Source organism: Undibacterium sp. Di26W, from assembly GCF_049340265.1.
Lineage (GTDB): Bacteria > Pseudomonadota > Gammaproteobacteria > Burkholderiales > Burkholderiaceae_D > Undibacterium.
In genome coordinates this window covers 64,874-81,891 of sequence record NZ_JBMPOR010000005.1, presented here as the reverse complement: position 1 = coordinate 81,891, position 17,018 = coordinate 64,874, and the positions used below count along the sequence as shown (strand labels likewise).

16 protein-coding genes are annotated in these 17,018 nt (G+C 52.4%); 15 read left to right on the top strand and 1 reads right to left on the bottom strand.

Annotated elements, in window-relative coordinates:
• Positions 1 to 9: 9 nt before the first annotated feature.
• From gspF to ACO0LM_RS08195, 4 genes are all read left to right on the top strand, one after another.
• Positions 10 to 1,230, top strand: a complete 1,221-nt coding sequence (gene gspF, locus ACO0LM_RS08210; RefSeq protein ID WP_423035989.1) for a type II secretion system inner membrane protein GspF — start codon at positions 10 to 12, stop codon at positions 1,228 to 1,230.
• An 11-nt stretch (positions 1,231 to 1,241) separates the two neighbouring features.
• The gene (locus ACO0LM_RS08205) at positions 1,242 to 1,883 is read left to right on the top strand and encodes a type II secretion system protein N (RefSeq protein ID WP_423035987.1); all 642 of its coding nucleotides are present in this window, start codon (positions 1,242 to 1,244) and stop codon (positions 1,881 to 1,883) included.
• Positions 1,880 to 2,683 (top strand): uracil-DNA glycosylase, encoded by an 804-nt coding sequence (locus ACO0LM_RS08200; RefSeq protein WP_423035985.1) that lies wholly within the window; start codon positions 1,880 to 1,882, stop codon positions 2,681 to 2,683. Before ACO0LM_RS08205 ends, ACO0LM_RS08200 begins: the two co-directional genes overlap by 4 nt.
• A 150-nt stretch (positions 2,684 to 2,833) precedes the next feature.
• On the top strand, positions 2,834 to 4,093 hold the full coding sequence (locus tag ACO0LM_RS08195; RefSeq protein ID WP_423036360.1) for an HD-GYP domain-containing protein: 1,260 nt from the start codon (positions 2,834 to 2,836) through the stop codon (positions 4,091 to 4,093).
• Positions 4,094 to 4,188: 95 nt separating this feature from the next.
• On the opposite strand, the gene ACO0LM_RS08190 is transcribed toward ACO0LM_RS08195, so the two are convergent.
• On the bottom strand, positions 4,189 to 5,169 hold the full coding sequence (locus ACO0LM_RS08190) for an NADPH:quinone oxidoreductase family protein (protein ID WP_423035983.1): 981 nt from the start codon (positions 5,167 to 5,169) through the stop codon (positions 4,189 to 4,191).
• A gap of 105 nt (positions 5,170 to 5,274) precedes the next feature.
• Between ACO0LM_RS08190 and surE the strand changes: the two genes are divergently transcribed.
• The 11 genes from surE (at position 5,275) to hisS (ending at position 16,963) form a co-directional block, all read left to right on the top strand.
• Positions 5,275 to 6,012 (top strand): 5'/3'-nucleotidase SurE, encoded by a 738-nt coding sequence (gene surE, locus ACO0LM_RS08185; RefSeq protein WP_423035981.1) that lies wholly within the window; start codon positions 5,275 to 5,277, stop codon positions 6,010 to 6,012.
• On the top strand, positions 6,009 to 6,878 hold the full coding sequence (locus ACO0LM_RS08180) for a protein-L-isoaspartate(D-aspartate) O-methyltransferase (protein ID WP_423035979.1): 870 nt from the start codon (positions 6,009 to 6,011) through the stop codon (positions 6,876 to 6,878). The genes surE and ACO0LM_RS08180 overlap by 4 nt, the downstream gene beginning before the upstream one ends.
• Before the next feature lie 45 nt (positions 6,879 to 6,923).
• Positions 6,924 to 7,871, top strand: a complete 948-nt coding sequence (locus ACO0LM_RS08175) for a peptidoglycan DD-metalloendopeptidase family protein (RefSeq protein WP_423035977.1) — start codon at positions 6,924 to 6,926, stop codon at positions 7,869 to 7,871.
• 138 nt (positions 7,872 to 8,009) lie between these two features.
• Positions 8,010 to 9,083: an RNA polymerase sigma factor RpoS gene (rpoS, locus tag ACO0LM_RS08170; RefSeq protein ID WP_423035975.1), complete on the top strand. Its 1,074-nt coding sequence runs from the start codon at positions 8,010 to 8,012 to the stop codon at positions 9,081 to 9,083.
• A gap of 117 nt (positions 9,084 to 9,200) precedes the next feature.
• Positions 9,201 to 10,535 (top strand): 23S rRNA (uracil(1939)-C(5))-methyltransferase RlmD, encoded by a 1,335-nt coding sequence (gene rlmD / locus ACO0LM_RS08165; protein WP_423035973.1) that lies wholly within the window; start codon positions 9,201 to 9,203, stop codon positions 10,533 to 10,535.
• A 228-nt stretch (positions 10,536 to 10,763) separates the two neighbouring features.
• Positions 10,764 to 11,189 carry a nucleoside-diphosphate kinase gene (gene ndk / locus ACO0LM_RS08160; RefSeq protein WP_090444571.1) on the top strand — a complete coding sequence of 142 codons (426 nt, stop codon included), beginning with the start codon at positions 10,764 to 10,766 and terminating at the stop codon, positions 11,187 to 11,189.
• A 76-nt stretch (positions 11,190 to 11,265) separates the two neighbouring features.
• On the top strand, positions 11,266 to 12,426 hold the full coding sequence (rlmN, locus tag ACO0LM_RS08155; RefSeq protein WP_422982488.1) for a 23S rRNA (adenine(2503)-C(2))-methyltransferase RlmN: 1,161 nt from the start codon (positions 11,266 to 11,268) through the stop codon (positions 12,424 to 12,426).
• On the top strand, positions 12,423 to 13,232 hold the full coding sequence (gene pilW / locus ACO0LM_RS08150) for a type IV pilus biogenesis/stability protein PilW (RefSeq protein ID WP_423035971.1): 810 nt from the start codon (positions 12,423 to 12,425) through the stop codon (positions 13,230 to 13,232). Before rlmN ends, pilW begins: the two co-directional genes overlap by 4 nt.
• 7 nt (positions 13,233 to 13,239) lie before the next feature.
• Positions 13,240 to 14,307, top strand: a complete 1,068-nt coding sequence (locus ACO0LM_RS08145; protein ID WP_423035969.1) for a helix-turn-helix domain-containing protein — start codon at positions 13,240 to 13,242, stop codon at positions 14,305 to 14,307.
• A 2-nt stretch (positions 14,308 to 14,309) separates the two neighbouring features.
• Positions 14,310 to 15,587 carry a flavodoxin-dependent (E)-4-hydroxy-3-methylbut-2-enyl-diphosphate synthase gene (gene ispG / locus ACO0LM_RS08140; RefSeq protein ID WP_423035967.1) on the top strand — a complete coding sequence of 426 codons (1,278 nt, stop codon included), beginning with the start codon at positions 14,310 to 14,312 and terminating at the stop codon, positions 15,585 to 15,587.
• A gap of 14 nt (positions 15,588 to 15,601) precedes the next feature.
• Positions 15,602 to 16,963, top strand: coding sequence for a histidine--tRNA ligase (gene hisS, locus ACO0LM_RS08135; protein WP_423035965.1), 1,362 nt, complete (start codon positions 15,602 to 15,604; stop codon positions 16,961 to 16,963).
• Positions 16,964 to 17,018 lie beyond the last annotated feature (55 nt).

Sequence of the window (17,018 nt, the reverse complement as noted above, 5' to 3'; positions counted from 1 at the left end):
AGAAGTCGTATGCCTGCATTCCGATATGAAGCGGTAGACAAGACCGGCCTGACCAGCAAAGGTGTGGTGAATGCCGACAGCGCCCGGTCCGCCCGCAGTGACTTGCGTGCGCAGGGGCTGGTGCCGGTCATCGTCGAATCCATAGACCATCAACGGGATGCATCGGGCAAGCGCAAGCGTGCCCTGTTTGGTGACCGCCTGTCGACCGTGGAAAATGCCTTGTTCACTCGCCAGTTGGCCAGTTTGCTGGAGGCTGGCTTGCCGCTGGAGCAATCCTTGTCTGCCTTGCTGGAACAGTCTGAACGTTCCTATGCGCGTGACCTCATCGGGTCTATCCGTTCTGAAGTCATGGCCGGTTCAGCCCTGTCAGATGCGCTGAAACAGCATCCCGATGATTTTGCTGATATTTATTGTGCGCTGGTCGCTTCTGGCGAGCAGATAGGTCATTTGTCCCGGGTCTTGTCACGGCTGGCTGACTATATCGAGCGCCGTAACGCCTTGCTGCAAAAAGTTCGGCTGGCATTTACCTATCCGGCCATCGTCACCGTGGTGGCGTTTGCCATTGTGATTTTCCTGCTGACCTATGTGGTGCCGCAAATTGTCTCGGTGTTTGCCAACACCAAGCAGAAACTGCCTTTTCTGACACTCATGATGTTGGCCATTTCGGATTTTGTACGGGCCTATGGCTGGCTGGTGGCGCTATTATTGGTAGCTGCTTTTTTCCTGTGGCGCATGGCCTTGCGCAATCCGGAATTCAAGATGCGCTGGCACCGCTGGCTATTGACCGCACCCCTGTATGGCAAATTTGAACGCAGCCTGAACACAGCCAGGTTCGCCAGCACGCTGGCCATTACCACAGGTTCTGGCGTGCCTATCTTGCGCGCCTTGCAGACCAGCCGCGAAACCCTGTCGAATGTGGCCATGCGTGCTCAGGTCGAAGATGCGACTGCCAGCGTACGCGAAGGTGTGGGCCTGGCGCGTGCCTTGTCTGCCCACAAGCATTTCCCTCCCATGTTGATTCACATGATACGGGCTGGTGAGGTGACGGGTGAATTGCCTGCCATGCTGGAACGTGCCTCGAATACGCAGGAGCAGGATCTGGAACGTCGTGCCATGACCATGGCTGGCTTGCTGGAACCGATATTGATCTTGACGATGGGGGTAGTGGTCTTGTTGATTGTGCTGGCCGTACTCATGCCTATCATAGAAATAAATCAGTTGGTACGCTGATAAGGATAAAAATGAAACGCCTGCCTATAGTAGTTACTTTTCTGGCCTTTGTGGCCTTGTGCATGTCCTTGAGCTTTTGGGGTTTGCGTCTGTTCAAGCCGCAGGCCAGAAGCGTCTCTGCCGCATTTCAGCAGGGCAGTTATGAGCCGGGTGCCGGTCAATGGGGCGGCATCTTCGGCATCAGCCAGGTCATGCAGGCGAATGCCAGCAATTTTCAACTGAAGGGTGTGGTCCTGGCCAAACGCACGGAAGAAAGCCTTGCCATCATCAGTGCCAATGGCAAGCCTGGCCTGTCAGTGGCCATGAACAAGGAAGTCATGCCTGGCGTGACCCTGAAGGAAGTACATGATCTGTATGTCGTGATTGTCGATGCCGGTGTCGAGCGTCGCATTGATTTACCCCAGGTTCAGGAAGTCAGCCGGATACAGACAGCACCTGCGGTCATTAATCAAGTCAGTCAGCCCAATCAACCCATTCAAGCTAACATGAATCAGGGAAACACTGTCCCTCCCCAGGTAGCACCACCTAATTCGTTTGCCGCGCACAGAAGCATGCCAGCACCAGGCGGACCAATAGCGCCGGCCGCACCCATGGTGACCCCCGGTTTGCCAACGGCTTCTTTACCCACTGCGATGCCTGGCAATCCGCAATGAGTCACTGGTCAGAGGTAGGTCCAGACGACGTACGTCTGTCGCTGGCGCAGGTGCATCCATCCTGGGCTGAAGCCATAGATGCCGGCCTGGCTGCCGTGCATGAGACCAACCCGGATTATTTACCAGGTCTGAAGTTCAGCGCCTATTTGCCGGAACAGGGCAGGCTGTTTGCTGCTTTTTCCATGCCAATGGACAGCGTTCGTTATATTCTGGTGGGTGAGGGCCCTTATCCGCGCGCCGACAGTGCCACTGGTTACTGCTTCATGGATGGCGTTGTCAAGAATTTATGGTCGGATGAAGAGGGTGGCGGCCTGTCGAAAAAAGTGAACCGCGCCACCTCGTTGCGCAATTTCATGAAAATGCTGCTGGTCGCATCCGGGGAGTTGCAGGTCGATGCGACGACCGGCAATGCCATGGCAGCCATTGCAGAAAAGGCCCGCCATCCTGGTTCCGATTTCATACAGACCTTGGCAGCTTTGCAAAGCAACATGATTGCCCAGGGTTTTCTGTTGCTCAATGCCAGTCTGGTATTCCGTGCCGATACTGCGCCGGTAAAAGATGCCAGGGCCTGGCAACCCTTCCTGGAACAACTGCTATCCACGCTGTTGCAACAGCGTCAGCATGAAAATACGTCCATGCCATCACTGGTCTTGTGGGGCAAGATCGCAGAGCAACTGCGACAGATGCCTGTCGTCAACAGTTATCCGCAAATCAGTGCAGAGCATCCGTATAATTTGAGTTTTATTGCCAATCAAACCATGCAGGATTTCTTCCGGCCCATGAATTTGCTTGTTAAATGAGTTGCTCAAAAGAAATTTTTGTGAGATTCTGCTAGAAGCGCTGGCTTGCAAGCCGTCTTTGTAGAATAATTGACGGATGATATGAACGTTGCCTAAAAGACAGGTCAACACGCCCAAGCCTTGTCTCGTAAATTTTCTTATTTCCCGACCATGTTGAAAAAAATTGAAATTGATCGGCTGAGGGTCGGCATGTACGTACAGGAGCTGTGTAGCTCCTGGATAGATACACCGTTTTGGCAAAAATCCTTCATGCTGATTGATCCTGAAGAATTAAAAAAAATTCAGGCTACGCGCATTCGTCAGGCCTGGATAGATACCAGCAAGGGGCTGGACGTATTGCTGGAAGCGGGCAGCAAGCCTGAAGCAGGATCCGCTCCTGTCGCCGTACCCTTGTCACCTTCCATACCAACTGCACCGGTTGCGCCAACCGCGCCACGTCAGGTGGCAGTTGTGTCCATGGATGAAGAACTGGGACGTGCTTCTCAGATCGTGAACAAGACCAAGCAGGCGGTGTACACCATGTTCCATGAAGCGCGCATGGGCAAGGCTGTTGACGTTGGCAATGCGCAAAACATGGTGGAAGAAATAGCTGACTCTGTCATGCGCAATCCAGGGGCACTGATCGGACTGGCAAGATTAAAGACCAAGGATGACTATACCTATATGCACTCGGTCGCAGTGTGCGCATTGATGGTGGCCTTATCCAAACAACTTGGTTTGAATGAGGAAGAAACCCGCGAGGCAGGTTTGGCGGGCCTGTTACATGATATCGGCAAGATGATGGTATCGGCAGATATCCTGAACAAGCCGGGCAAGCTCACCGATGCTGAATTTGTCTCGGTCAAAGAACATCCTGCCGCCGGCTACAAGATGTTGAAAGAATCTGAAGCAGTCAGTGCAGTTGCGCTGGATGTGTGTTTGCATCATCACGAAAAGATGGATGGTTCTGGTTATCCGAATCGCCTCAAGGGTGAAGAAATCAGCCTGTATGCCCGCATGGGGGCAGTATGTGATGTGTATGATGCGATTACCTCGAACCGCCCTTACAAGCAAGGCTGGTGCCCGGCTGAATCGCTGCGCAAGATGGCTGAATGGAGTAGTGGCCATTTCGACGAAAAAGTCTTCCAGGCTTTTGTGAAGAGCATCGGTATTTTTCCGGTCGGCACCCTGGTTCGTTTGGAGTCAGGCAGGTTAGGTGTGGTGGTTGAACAGCAGGTAGGCAAATCCTTGCTGTTGCCCAAGGTGAGGATATTTTTTTCCTTGCGCTCCATGGGCTATATCGCGACCGAGTTGATTGATTTATCCAGGCCAGGCACGAATGACAAGATTGTCAGTCGTGAAGATGCGGCCAAATGGGGGCTCAAGGATATTGATCGTTACTGGCTGGGTGATGCCGCGGTCACTCGCTAAGTGATGCTTGTGGGATGCTTGCACAGCCCCAGCAACGCCAAACTAAAGGGCAAACATAAGTGCTTCGTTATCCGAAGCCCTTATGTTTGGTTTAATTATTTTTCGGGCTGTATCACGACTTTGCCGGTGACTTTGCGTGCTGCCAGGTCATTCAGTGCCATGGCGGTATCTTTCAGTGCATAGCGACCAGAAATGTGCGGTTTTATTTTTCCTTCATGCAGCCAGGTCATCAATTCGCGCATGGCTGCCAGGTTGGCTTTGGGTTCGCGTCGGGCAAATTCACCCCAGAATACACCCACCAGTGATGCGCCTTTTAGCAAGCTCAGATTCAAAGGCAATTTCGGGATTTCGCCATTGGCAAATCCAACCACCAGATAACGCCCGCGCCAGCCTATGGAACGGAATGCCGGTTCGGCATAAATACCACCAACCGGATCATAAATGACATCAGGGCCTTTACCTTCGGTTGCCGCCTTGATGGCTTCCCGTAAATCTTCTTTGCTGTAATTGATGGTGAGATCTGCACCATGCTGTTTGCAAATGGCGAGCTTTTCATCAGTTGATGCGGCGGCAATCACGCGGGCGCCCAGGGCCTTGCCGATTTCTATCGCTGCCAGGCCAACGCCACCGGCTGCACCCAATACCAGCATGGTTTCGCCAGCCTTCAGTTGTGCGCGGTCAACAACGGCGTGGTGGGAAGTGCCATAAGTCAGCGTGATTGCTGCTGCCGTGTCAAAGTCCATCCCAGGTGGCATGGGCACGATGGCATGGGCTGGAGCCACCACCTGTTGTGCAAATGCACCGTTGCCGATAAAAGCAATGACCTTGTCACCCACTTTGACATTGCTGACACCTTCGCCGACCGCACGGACGACTCCAGATAATTCACTGCCAGGCGTGAAAGGAAGTTCGGGCTTGAACTGGTACTTGTTTTGTATGATCAACACGTCGGGAAAATTTACCCCTGCCGCCTTGACGTCAATCGCAACCTGACCCTGTCCGGGTACTACATCCGCCAGATCTTCGATCACCAGCGTGTCGGGTAAACCCCAGTCTTTGCAAACAACAGCTTTCATTTTGATGTCCCCATAAAATAGTACGACCGTTTGATTTTGTGATTATGCCGCAAAAATCTATTCTCTGTAGAAATTTATATTTCAGCATCAGGTAGAATACAAAACATGAAAATTCTGATCAGTAATGATGATGGTTATTTGGCCCCTGGTATCGTTGCACTGGCGGCTGCAATGTCTGCATTTGCCGAGGTGACGGTAGTGGCACCCGACAGCAATCGCTCCGGTGCATCGAATGCGCTGACCCTGGACCGGCCCTTGAGCGTGCAGCGGGCTGCAAATGGATTTTATTTTGTTAATGGTACACCGTCTGATTGCGTGCATATCGCCTTGACTGCCATTATGAAAGACAAACCTGATCTGGTCGTATCTGGTATTAACCAGGGACAGAATATGGGTGATGACACGCTGTATTCAGGCACAGTGGCTGCCGCGACTGAAGGGTTTTTATTTGGTATTCCATCCATTGCCTTTTCGCAAACCGAGAAAGGCTGGCAACATCTGGATGCCGCTGCAAGGGTAGCGCAAGAGATCGTCCAACGTGGTTTCCCAGAACTGTCTGCAGCCTTTTTGCTGAATGTAAATATTCCCAATCTGCCTTACCAGGATATCCAGGGAATACGCAAATCACGCTTGGGCAAGCGCCATACCTCAGAACCGGTGATTCACATGATAGACCCGCATGGCAGGGATATTTACTGGATAGGCCCACCGGGTGCTGCCAGCGATGCCAGTGCCGGAACTGATTTTGATACGACGACAAGAAATTTTGTTTCAGTCACTCCCTTGCAGATTGATCTGACAAATACCCGGCAGTTGGCACATCTGAATCTGGATTTCGCATGACAACGAAAGACAAGCGATTTCCCTTGCCCTTGTCATCGGTCGTCAACCAGAAAGACAAGCCCGGCGACCGCTCACTGAACCGCACGGCAATGCCGCAGACGGCCATGCGCAATGCTGCCCATCACTTGAGCGGCAAGGCGGCACACAAGGTAGCGCCCAGGGCCGATCCCAAGTTTTTACATGGGGGTAATCAAGATGCGGCAGGTTTGTCGCCTTCCTTGTTATCTGGCCCACTGGTGTCAGAAGGTGTGCGGCGGGCCATGGTGACCAGAGTTGCACAACAGGGCGTGAGGGATACCACAGTACTGGCCGCCTTGCAGGCGGTGCCGCGCCATTTGTTTCTGGAATCTGGAATGGCAAGCCAGGCGTATGTGGATGCATCCTTGCCGATTGGTCATCACCAGACTATTTCCCAGCCCTATATCGTGGCGCGCATGCTGGAGATCATGCGCAATGGCACAAATCTGGGACGTGTACTGGAAATTGGCACCGGCTGTGGCTACCAGGCGGCGGTGCTGTCGGTGGTAGCGAAGGAAGTGTATTCGATAGAGCGCATCAAGGCGCTGCATGAACTGGCAAAAACCAATTTGCGCCCCATGCGGATTGCCAATATACGCCTGCATTATGGTGATGGCATGCTGGGTTTGCCTCAAGAGGCGCCGTTTGACGGTATTATACTGGCTGCTGCCGGCATGGAAGTGCCGCAGGCCCTGTTGCAGCAATTGCGCGTTGGCGGAAGACTGGTGGCACCGGTAGGTGGCAGAAACCAGGTGCTGCAACTGATAGAACGGGTTTCCAATTATGAATGGACTCGTGCAGTCATGGAAGAATGCCATTTTGTACCTTTGCATTCTGGCGTCATTTAGGGCGTGTTGTCAGGTGGCAGCGAATTTAACTGATTAAAAAGAGAAATGAAGACAATACAGCAGATATTACAAGCAGGTGTCGTGCTTACCGTACTGGCGGCATTAAGTGCCTGTACAACAACCAATTTACCCAATCGCGCACCGGTGGTAGAGCGTGGTGTCGAGCAGAAGCCAAGTGAAACTCCTGTGGTCGAAGCAGCTGTCAAACCGCCGGTCAAGGCTCCAGATAATACACGTGGCACTTATGTCGTCAAACGTGGCGATGGCTTGTACCGTATCGCGCTGGATCATGGGCAAAGTTATGCCGACCTGGTTGCATGGAATGATCTTAAAAATCCAAATGACATCAAGGTAGGGCAAGTGTTGCGCGTGGCACCGCCAGATGGTTCGCCAACTGTACAAACTTCCGGTGTTGCCAATTCTTCAGTCGAGGTGAAGCCGCTGACGAATCCTGCGACCAACAAGAATAACCCGCGCGGCGATAAACGTCCGTATTCCGAAAGCAATCTGGTTGAGTTACAGAAAACAGATACAACAGTCGTTGCCACTGTGACGCCTGCTCCCGGCATCAAGCCGGATGTGCCGGTACCAGTCAAGGCGGCAGAGCCCGTAGCGCCAGAATCCGATACCGTGGAATGGATGTGGCCAGCCGAAGGCAAGGTGGTGGCAAGCTATGATGATGCAAAAAATAAAGGCCTGGATATTGCCGGCAAGATGGGGCAGGATATTCTTGCAGCGGGAGCAGGTAAAGTCATGTATGCCGGTAGTGGTATACGCGGATATGGTAATCTCGTCATTATTAAACACAACAGCAGTCTTTTGTCTGCGTATGCGCATAACAAGGCAATTCTGGTAAAAGAAGGGCAAGCCATCACCAAGGGGCAAAAAATAGCCGAGATGGGTAATTCTGACAGCGAAGCGGTGAAACTGCACTTTGAAATCCGTTTGCAGGGCAAACCGCTGGACCCGATGAAATACTTGCCAGGACGTTAAGCTGATATATGTAAGAAAGTTGCTAAGCGCTGTAAGATGTCTCCGGGAGTCCCTGTCTTTGAGGGGGAGGAAGATTCCCCAAAAATAAATGCCCAGACGGAATGAATTTACCGGATACGTGAATTAATACAGGTCATCATGCACAACAACTTAAGTACCTACAAGCTGGGAAATCCTGCCGCGAGTGACGACCCGGATGTTGCCGGTGAAGCCGCAGAGGCAGAGGCGGACGCGCGTTTGCAGGGTGATGCGACCGACGATATGGCGGATGACACAGGCGAAGTTGCCCGCGAAGGCCAGGAAGAGCAGGGCGATGATCCGGCGGCCCTGATTGTTGCGCCTATTGATGAATTGAAAACGGTGCTGGCGGCAGAACTGTCTACCGACACCACACAGTATTACCTGAACCAGATTGGTACCCGTCCGCTGTTTGCTTCTTCCGAAGAATTGCATTATGCAACGCTGGCGAAGCAGGGGAATTTTGAAGCCCGGCAAAAGATGATAGAACACAATCTGCGTCTGGTGGTATCGATTGCCAAGCATTACATCAATCGCGGTGTTGCCTTGCTCGACATGATAGAAGAGGGCAATCTTGGGCTCATGCATGCGATAGATAAATTTGAACCTGAGCGCGGCTTTCGTTTTTCCACCTATGCAACCTGGTGGATACGTCAGAGCATAGAGCGCGCCATCATGAACCAAGCCAGGACCATACGCCTGCCGGTACACATGGTCAGGGAATTGAACCAGATACTGCGTGCCAAATACCACCTGGAATCGCAAAGGCGGGATGGCCGCGATGCGGCGCTGGAAGATATTGCCCTGCTGGTCGACAGGCCGGTGGATGAGGTGCAAGACATCCTCACCCTGTCCGAACATGCTACTTCGCTGGATACACCGCTGGACAATGATCCGCAATCCAGTCTCATGGACATGCTGCCGGGCGACAGTGATGATGCGCCGGATATACGTGCAGAGCAGCATGAAATGACTATCCTGGTGCGCGACTGGCTGTCCAAATTGCCTGACAAACAACGTATCGTCATCGTGCGGCGCTTTGGCCTGGATAATGATGATCCGGCAACCCTGGAAACCCTGGCCGATGAAATGGGTATCACCCGTGAGCGCGTGCGCCAGATCCAGCAAGAGGCCCTGATCAAGCTGAAGCGTTCATTTGCCTCGCGTGGTGTCGGACGTGATTCCGTGCTGTAGATAGGCTTAAATAGTTCATTTCAACTATTTTTGGGTGCATGTCTGTGCATCTCTTATAATTCCGTCTTTTAAAATTCCACTTCTTAGCGGTGCGGGTATGTCGCACTGTCAATTTCCATGAATACAATAGAAATTCGCTCTTTAGATATGGACGCACGCGGCGTCGGTAATTTGCAAAATGAAGATGGCTCGACCGGCAAGGTGGTCTTCGTGGATGGCGCGCTGCCGGGCGAACTGGTTGAATTCAGCACCTATAAAAAGAAGGCCAGTTGGGAAGCTGCAACCCTGATCACTCTGGTGCGCGAATCTTCGCAAAGGGTGGAGCCGAAATGTGAATTTTTTGGTACTTGTGGCGGCTGCTCCATGCAGCATCTGGATGCCAATGCCCAGGTAGCGATGAAGCAGCGCGCGCTGGAAGACAATCTATGGCATATCGGCAAGGTCAAGGCAGATATCATGATGCGTCCCATCATTGGCCCGACCTGGGGTTATCGCTATCGTGCCCGTTTGTCAGTGCGTCATGTGATTAAAAAAGGCACGGTGCTGGTTGGTTTCCATGAGAAAAAATCGCGCTATGTTGCGAATATGGAAACCTGTGAAATCTTGCCCGCCCATGTTTCGGCCATGTTGATGCCTTTGCGTGGCCTGGTGGCGTCGCTTTCCATAGTCGAAGAATTGCCGCAAATCGAACTGGCGATAGGCGAAGGCGTGACTGCCATGGTGTTGCGCATCATGGCACCGCTGTCCAAAGAGGATGAAGTCAAGCTCAAGGCCTTTGCCGATCAATATCAGGTGCAATGGTGGTTGCAGACCAAGGGGCCGGAAACGGCAACGCCGTATTACCCGGCTAACAGTGACTTGCATTATTTGTTGCCAGAATTTGGTGTCAAAATGCCATTCAAGCCAACCGACTTTACCCAGGTGAATCATCATATCAATCGCGTATTGGTGACGCGTGCCCTGCGTTTGCTGGATGTGCAGAAAGACGAGCGCATCGCTGACCTGTTCTGTGGTTTGGGTAATTTCACTTTGCCTATTGCTACATTGGCAAAAGAAGTGGTCGGTATAGAGGGGAGCGATACCCTGACTGAGCGCGCACTGGAAAATGCACGCCATAACGGACTGGCAGAAAAAACTTCCTTCAGCACCAGGAATTTGTTTGAAGTCACTGCGGATGATTTTGTAAAGCTGGGTAAGTTTGACCGTTTCCTGATTGATCCGCCACGTGATGGTGCCATGGCTGTTTGCCAGGCATTGATAGACCTGCGCCAGAGTGCGCCGCAACTGCTGCCCAAGCGCCTGGTGTATGTATCCTGTAGTCCTGCAACCCTCGCCAGGGACGCTGGCATGCTGGTCAATCAGGCTGGTTATCGCCTCAGCAGCGCTGGTGTTATCAATATGTTTCCACATACTTCCCATGTGGAATCCATGGCGGTATTTGACCTTATTTAGCATTAACCAGGTCAGCTAAGTATATCTGGATGCAATGTCGGTGCAGGCTTGCGGCTTTTGGCAAGTTTGTCAACACCGCGAATGACTTTTTGAAGCAACACCCGGAAGTCATTTCGTCAATTGTATTTCTTGAAAGACATATCTGATACTATGGTTTCATGTTAAAATCTAAGGTTAGATGAATTCCCGAATTTTTTCTTAACCCTTTCTTTTTATTGGAGTTTTTAGATGGCTATTGAACGTACATTGTCTATTATTAAACCTGATGCCGTTGCAAAAAACGTGATCGGTCAAATTTACAGTCGCTTTGAAGGCGCTGGCCTGAAAGTAATCGCTGCTCGCATGACACAATTGTCCCGCGCTGAAGCAGAAGGTTTCTATGCTGTTCACCGTGAGCGTCCTTTCTTCAAGGATCTGGTTGATTTCATGATCTCCGGCCCCGTCATGATCCAGGTTCTGGAAGGCGAAGGCGCAATTTTGAAAAACCGTGACCTGATGGGCGCGACAGATCCTAAGAAGGCAGAAAAAGGCACAATCCGTGCAGATTTCGCTGATTCTATCGATGCAAACGCTGTTCACGGTTCTGACGCTGCTGAAACAGCTGCTGTGGAAATCGCTTACTACTTCCCAGCGTTGAACGTGTATTCACGTTAATTCGGACTTTATCTGAATTTAACGTTTTAAGACTTCACCCCATGCAGCGCTGTGCTGTATGGGGTGTGAAAGAAAGATCATGACGGTGCTCACAAATTTATTGGATCTGGATCCAGCGCAACTCGTCGCTTATTGCGGCGCGTTGGGTGAGAAGCCGTTTCGTGCCAAGCAATTGCAACGCTGGATACACCAGTTTGGTGCCAGTTCGTTTGAAGAAATGACTGACCTCGCGAAATCCTTGCGCGAGAAGCTCACAACGCGTGCCACTATTACCGCTCCCGCCGTTATCAGCGACCATACATCTACCGATGGTACGCGCAAATGGCTGGTTGATGTCGGGCAGGGCAATGCGGTAGAGACTGTTTTTATTCCTGAAGAAAATCGCGGCACCCTGTGTATTTCCACCCAGGCGGGCTGTGCAGTGAACTGCCGTTTTTGTTCTACCGGCAAACAGGGCTTTAACCGGAATTTGAGTGTGGCCGAAATTATTGGCCAGTTGTGGATGGCTGAATTTGAATTGCGCAAGACCAAAGGTATCGCTCCTGGCCCTAAAGGTGAGCGTCAAATCACCAATGTGGTCATGATGGGTATGGGTGAGCCCCTGCTGAATTTTGAGCCTACGGTGACTGCATTGCGCCTGATGCTGGATGATAATGCCTATGGTCTGTCGCGCCGTCGCGTGACGGTGTCCACCAGTGGCGTGGTGCCGATGATAGACAAGCTGGCGCAGGAATGCCCGGTAGCCCTGGCGGTGTCGCTGCATGCATCGAACAATAGCTTGCGTGACAGCCTCATCCCCCTGAATAAAAAACATCCGCTGGAAGAATTGAAGGCTGCCTGCAAGCGTTACCTTGAATTTGCGCCGCGCGATTTTATTACCTTTGAATATTGCATGCTGGACGGCGTCAATGACACCGATGAACATGCGCGGGAACTGGTGCAGCTGGTGCGTGACGTGCCTTGCAAGTTCAACCTGATCCCGTTTAATCCCTTCCCCGAGTCGGGCTTGAAGCGTTCTGCCAATCCGCGTATCAAAGCGTTTGCACAGATATTGCTTGATGCAGGTATCGTTACCACCACGCGCAAAACCCGTGGCGATGATATCGATGCGGCTTGTGGACAGTTGGCCGGCGAAGTGCAGGACAGAACACGCGTGCAGGAACGCATGCAAAAGATGGCGGAGTATCAGAAGAAGTTTGGCGAAAATTTTGGCAAGATCGTGGAGATCAATCAGTGAAAATTTTTCAAATGCGTCACCACCTGTTGACCGGCATGCTGATGGTATTGGCATTGAGCCTGTCAGCGTGTGGATCGAAACCGCGTCTTGAAGGCGAGCAGCCTGAAGAGAACGTCTCAAGTGAGAAAATGGAAATGCGCAAGCGTGCTTCCATCAGGATGCAACTGGCAATTGACTATTACAAGCAGGGCCAGCAAAAAGTCGCATTGGAAGAAATACGCCAGGCATTGCTGATTTCGCCTGACCTGGTTGATGGTTACAGCGTGCGTGCCCTGATTTTCATGGATCTCGGTGAGAAGCAATTGGCTGAAGAAAATTTCCTGTATGCCCTGAAGCTGGCTCCGGGGAATTCGGATATCGAAAATAACTATGGCTGGTTTCTGTGCCTGAATGGCCGTGAAAAGCAGGGCCTGGCTTATCTGGATAAGGTCATCAAGGACCCGGCCTACGGGGCGCCGGGCAAGGCCTTGAACAATGCTGGCCTGTGCAGTCTGCGTTTGAAAGATCCGCTGGGTGCCGAACGTTATTTCCTGCAAGGCTTGCGCGAAGATCCGGCCAGTCCGGCAATCAATGCCAACCTGGCCAAGATATTGTTTGACCGTGGCGAATATTCGCAGGCACGTTTTTATATCAATCGCGTATTGAAATTTGATGTGCTGACGGCGGACGTACTGTGGCTCGCCATCAAGATAGAAAAGAAAATGGGGGATGAGGCTGCGGTCAGTGGTCTGGCAACGCAATTGCGTCGCCGTCATGCTAATTCCAAAGAGTATTCCTTGTATCAGCGCGGGGTGTTCAATGAGTGAAGCGGGAATGAATTCGCCTGTCGAACCGGTGGCGCCTGAACAGTCAGAGAATAAGGTGGCGCTGTCGGTCGTGCAGACTGCCGGCGCACAATTGTCGGCTGCGCGTATCCAGCAGGGCATGAGCCTGCAACAGGTGGCTGATCAGTTGAAGCTGTCGCAGCGTCAAATCCTGGCGCTTGAGAATAATCAGTTTGAGCTGTTGCCGAAGATGGTGATCGTGCGTGGTTTTGTACGTTCGTATGCAAAATTGCTGCGACTCGACCCGGCTCCGGTGGTCGCCTGCCTGCCGACTGAAGCGGTGGCTCCCGGTCTGGATGCAGATTTGCGTCCCACACTGGCTACCCCTTTCATGGAGTCGCGCACACCGTTTTTGGGACGCCAGGAAAATAACAATCGCAAGTACCTGATAGGCGCAGCCTTGCTGGCCGTATTTGCCTTGCTGTTTGTGGGTGGCCAAAAACTGGAGCAGTCTGGTTACTTCAAGGGCTTGCTGACACCAGCATCCGTTGCCAAAACGCCGGAAGAGCCTAGCGCCAGTGTGGAAGCTGCACCTGCCAGCGTTGCCAGTGTCGCCAGTGTTGCCAATGAGTCGACGACTGAAAATAAAATGGATGCTCCGGCATCAAACGTCAGCCTGACGGGTAGTAGTACCCGGCTGGAAAATCAGGAGCAGGCTGCATCCACCGCCAAATTGCCTCAGAATGTGTCACCAGCGCCAATCACTACCTCAGTGGCTGCTCCAGTTGCTTCAGTAGCCGCAGTTGCGGCGGCACCGGTCAGTGTGCCTTCTCTGAGTACCCCGCTGGTAGTCGCCAGTCCAGCCACTGCACAGACTGGGAATAACCAGTTCAAGCTGAAGTTCAAGCAGGATTCCTGGATACAGGTAAAGCGCGAGAATGGCACGATCATTACTTCGCATCTGGCCAAGGCTGGTACGGAAGAATTCTTTGACCTGAAAGAAGCCTTGCAAGTCAGGATAGGTAATGCCGTTGGCGTGGAAGGCTGGGTGCGTGGCAATGCAATGGGCATAGTGCCGGGCAAGGACAGCAACGTAGTTAATTTGAATGTGAAGTAAAGATGACGGATTTTTTATCGGAAATTGCTTCTGGCCCCATGTTCAGGCGCAAATCCCGTTCAGCCAGTGTCAGTTATGGCAGCCGTGAAGTGATCGTCGGTGGTGGTGCGCCAGTGGTGGTGCAGTCCATGACCAATACCGACACGGCAGATGCGATAGGTACCGCCATCCAGATCAAGGAACTGGCGCGTGCCGGTTCCGAACTGGTCCGCATTACCGTGAATAATCCTGAAGCCGCCGCCGCAGTGCCGGCGATTCGTGAGCAACTCGACCGGATGGGCATTGACGTCCCTCTGGTGGGCGATTTTCACTACAACGGTCACACGCTGCTGCATGATTTTCCCGATTGCGCCAAAGCCTTGTCCAAATACCGGATTAATCCTGGCAATGTAGGCAAGGGTGCCAAGCGCGATACGCAGTTTGCGCAAATGATAGAAATGGCCTGTCGCTACGATAAACCGGTGCGCATAGGCGTGAACTGGGGCAGTCTCGACCAGGCCTTGCTGGCCCGCATCATGGATACCAATGCGCTACGTCCTGAACCCTGGAGTGTGCAGGCAGTCATGTATGAGGCGTTGATCACGTCTGCCATAGAAAGTGCCCAGAAAGCGGAAGAGTTGGGGCTGGGCGGTGACAAGATCATCCTGTCTTGCAAAGTGTCTGGCGTACAGGATTTGATCGCCGTTTATCGTGAACTGGCGCGCCGTTGCGATTACCCCTTGCATCTGGGTCTGACCGAAGCCGGTATGGGTAGCAAGGGCATTGTCGCTTCGACCGCGGCATTGGCTGTGCTGATGCAGGAAGGCATAGGCGACACCATCCGTATTTCGCTGACGCCGGAACCAGGTGGCGATCGCTGTCGCGAAGTCATCGTTGGTCAGGAAATTTTGCAAACCATGGGCTTGCGCAAGTTTACCCCCATGGTGATCGCCTGCCCGGGTTGTGGCAGGACCACATCCACCGTCTTTCAGGAGCTGGCGGATGATATACAGACTTTCCTGCGCAATCAGATGCCGAGCTGGAAGCTGGAATATCCCGGTGTGGAAAACATGAATGTGGCGGTCATGGGCTGTATCGTGAATGGTCCAGGCGAATCCAAGCATGCCAATATAGGCATCAGCCTGCCTGGTACGGGGGAATCCCCGGCGGCACCGGTGTTTATCGATGGGGCCAAGGCGCTTACCTTGCGGGGCGACAAGATCGCTGAAGAGTTCCAGGTTATCGTCCTGGATTATGTAAAAAGTCACTATGCGCCGGCGAATGGCGTGTCAAATCATTGAATCAGGTAGCAAGCATGTCGGAAAATAAAAAAGCAGAAAAAATTGCAGGCATCAAGGGTATGAATGACCTGTTGCCGGACGACGCCCCCTTGTGGGAGTTGTTTGAAAATACCGTGCAATCGGTGTTGAAGAGCTACGGCTTTCAGCAAATTCGTACCCCTATCGTCGAATCGACCTCGTTGTTCGCGCGTGGACTGGGCGCGGTAACGGATGTCGTTGAAAAAGAAATGTACTCTTTCGAAGATTCCATGAACGGTGACAAGCTGACCTTGCGCCCAGAGGGAACTGCCGGTGTGGTCAGGTCTGCCGTTGAGCATAACCTGGTGTACGACGGCCCAAGACGCCTGTGGTATACCGGCCCCATGTTCCGTCATGAAAGGCCGCAACGTGGGCGTTATCGCCAGTTCCATCAGGTAGGTGCCGAAGCTTTGGGTTTCAGCGGTCCGGATATCGATGCTGAACTGATCATGATGTGCCAGCGTTTGTGGGACGATCTGGGCTTGCAGAATGTGCGCCTGGAACTGAACTCGATTGGCGACGCTGCCGAAAGAACGCAGCACCGTGCGGCCCTGGTTGCCTATTTTGAACAGCACATGGATATCCTGGATGCAGAAGCGCAACGTCGCCTGCATACGAATCCTTTGCGCATACTTGATACCAAAAATCCTGCGATGCAGGAAATGGTCAATGCTGCACCCAAGTTGCTGGACTATCTTGGTGAAGAATCGCGCGCCCACTTTGAAGGGGTACAAAAAATCCTGCGCGATAACAGTATTCCATTTACCATCAATAGCCGTCTGGTACGTGGCCTGGATTACTACAACCGCACCGTGTTTGAATGGGTGACGGATGAGCTGGGTGCCCAGGGTACGGTCTGTGCCGGCGGTCGTTACGATACGCTCTTCGGTATTTTTGGTGGCAAACCTACACCATCTTGCGGATTTGCAATGGGAATAGAGCGCTTGCTGGAATTGATGAAGATCAATGGCGATCTGCATCAGCCGGCAATGTGCGATGTGTATCTGGTACACCAGGGGGATGCTGGACAGATGCAATCCATGGTACTTGGTGAACGATTGCGTGATGCCGGGCTGGATGTTGTGTTACATTGCGCAACGGCGGCAGGTACAGGCAGTTTCAAGTCGCAAATGAAAAAGGCAGATGGCAGCGGCGCTGCCTATGCCGTTATTATTGGTGAGGATGAGGCCAGTAATAATACCGTCAGTATCAAGGCCATGCGTGCCGACGATGCTGAAAACAATCAGGTCAACGTGCCATTTGATACAGCGGTGGATTATCTGGTCGACCAGATTGCCGGTGTGGAAGATGATGATCATTGCTGCGACGACCCCAGCCACATCCATATTCACCATTAATACTCGTTACTACGCATTCATCATATTAATAACGTTAATCATATAGATAACAATA

What these genes read in the sequence shown, in the direction of transcription:
- gspF (WP_423035989.1), top strand. Translation starts at nt 10, where the DNA reads ATGCCTGCATTCCGATATGAAGCGGTAGACAAGACCGGCCTGACCAGC.
- ACO0LM_RS08205 (WP_423035987.1), top strand. Translation starts at nt 1,242, where the DNA reads ATGAAACGCCTGCCTATAGTAGTTACTTTTCTGGCCTTTGTGGCCTTG.
- ACO0LM_RS08200 (WP_423035985.1), top strand. Translation starts at nt 1,880, where the DNA reads ATGAGTCACTGGTCAGAGGTAGGTCCAGACGACGTACGTCTGTCGCTG.
- ACO0LM_RS08195 (WP_423036360.1), top strand. Translation starts at nt 2,834, where the DNA reads ATGTTGAAAAAAATTGAAATTGATCGGCTGAGGGTCGGCATGTACGTA.
- ACO0LM_RS08190 (WP_423035983.1), bottom strand. Translation starts at nt 5,169, where the DNA reads ATGAAAGCTGTTGTTTGCAAAGACTGGGGTTTACCCGACACGCTGGTG.
- surE (WP_423035981.1), top strand. Translation starts at nt 5,275, where the DNA reads ATGAAAATTCTGATCAGTAATGATGATGGTTATTTGGCCCCTGGTATC.
- ACO0LM_RS08180 (WP_423035979.1), top strand. Translation starts at nt 6,009, where the DNA reads ATGACAACGAAAGACAAGCGATTTCCCTTGCCCTTGTCATCGGTCGTC.
- ACO0LM_RS08175 (WP_423035977.1), top strand. Translation starts at nt 6,924, where the DNA reads ATGAAGACAATACAGCAGATATTACAAGCAGGTGTCGTGCTTACCGTA.
- rpoS (WP_423035975.1), top strand. Translation starts at nt 8,010, where the DNA reads ATGCACAACAACTTAAGTACCTACAAGCTGGGAAATCCTGCCGCGAGT.
- rlmD (WP_423035973.1), top strand. Translation starts at nt 9,201, where the DNA reads ATGAATACAATAGAAATTCGCTCTTTAGATATGGACGCACGCGGCGTC.
- ndk (WP_090444571.1), top strand. Translation starts at nt 10,764, where the DNA reads ATGGCTATTGAACGTACATTGTCTATTATTAAACCTGATGCCGTTGCA.
- ACO0LM_RS08145 (WP_423035969.1), top strand. Translation starts at nt 13,240, where the DNA reads ATGAATTCGCCTGTCGAACCGGTGGCGCCTGAACAGTCAGAGAATAAG.
- ispG (WP_423035967.1), top strand. Translation starts at nt 14,310, where the DNA reads ATGACGGATTTTTTATCGGAAATTGCTTCTGGCCCCATGTTCAGGCGC.
- hisS (WP_423035965.1), top strand. Translation starts at nt 15,602, where the DNA reads ATGTCGGAAAATAAAAAAGCAGAAAAAATTGCAGGCATCAAGGGTATG.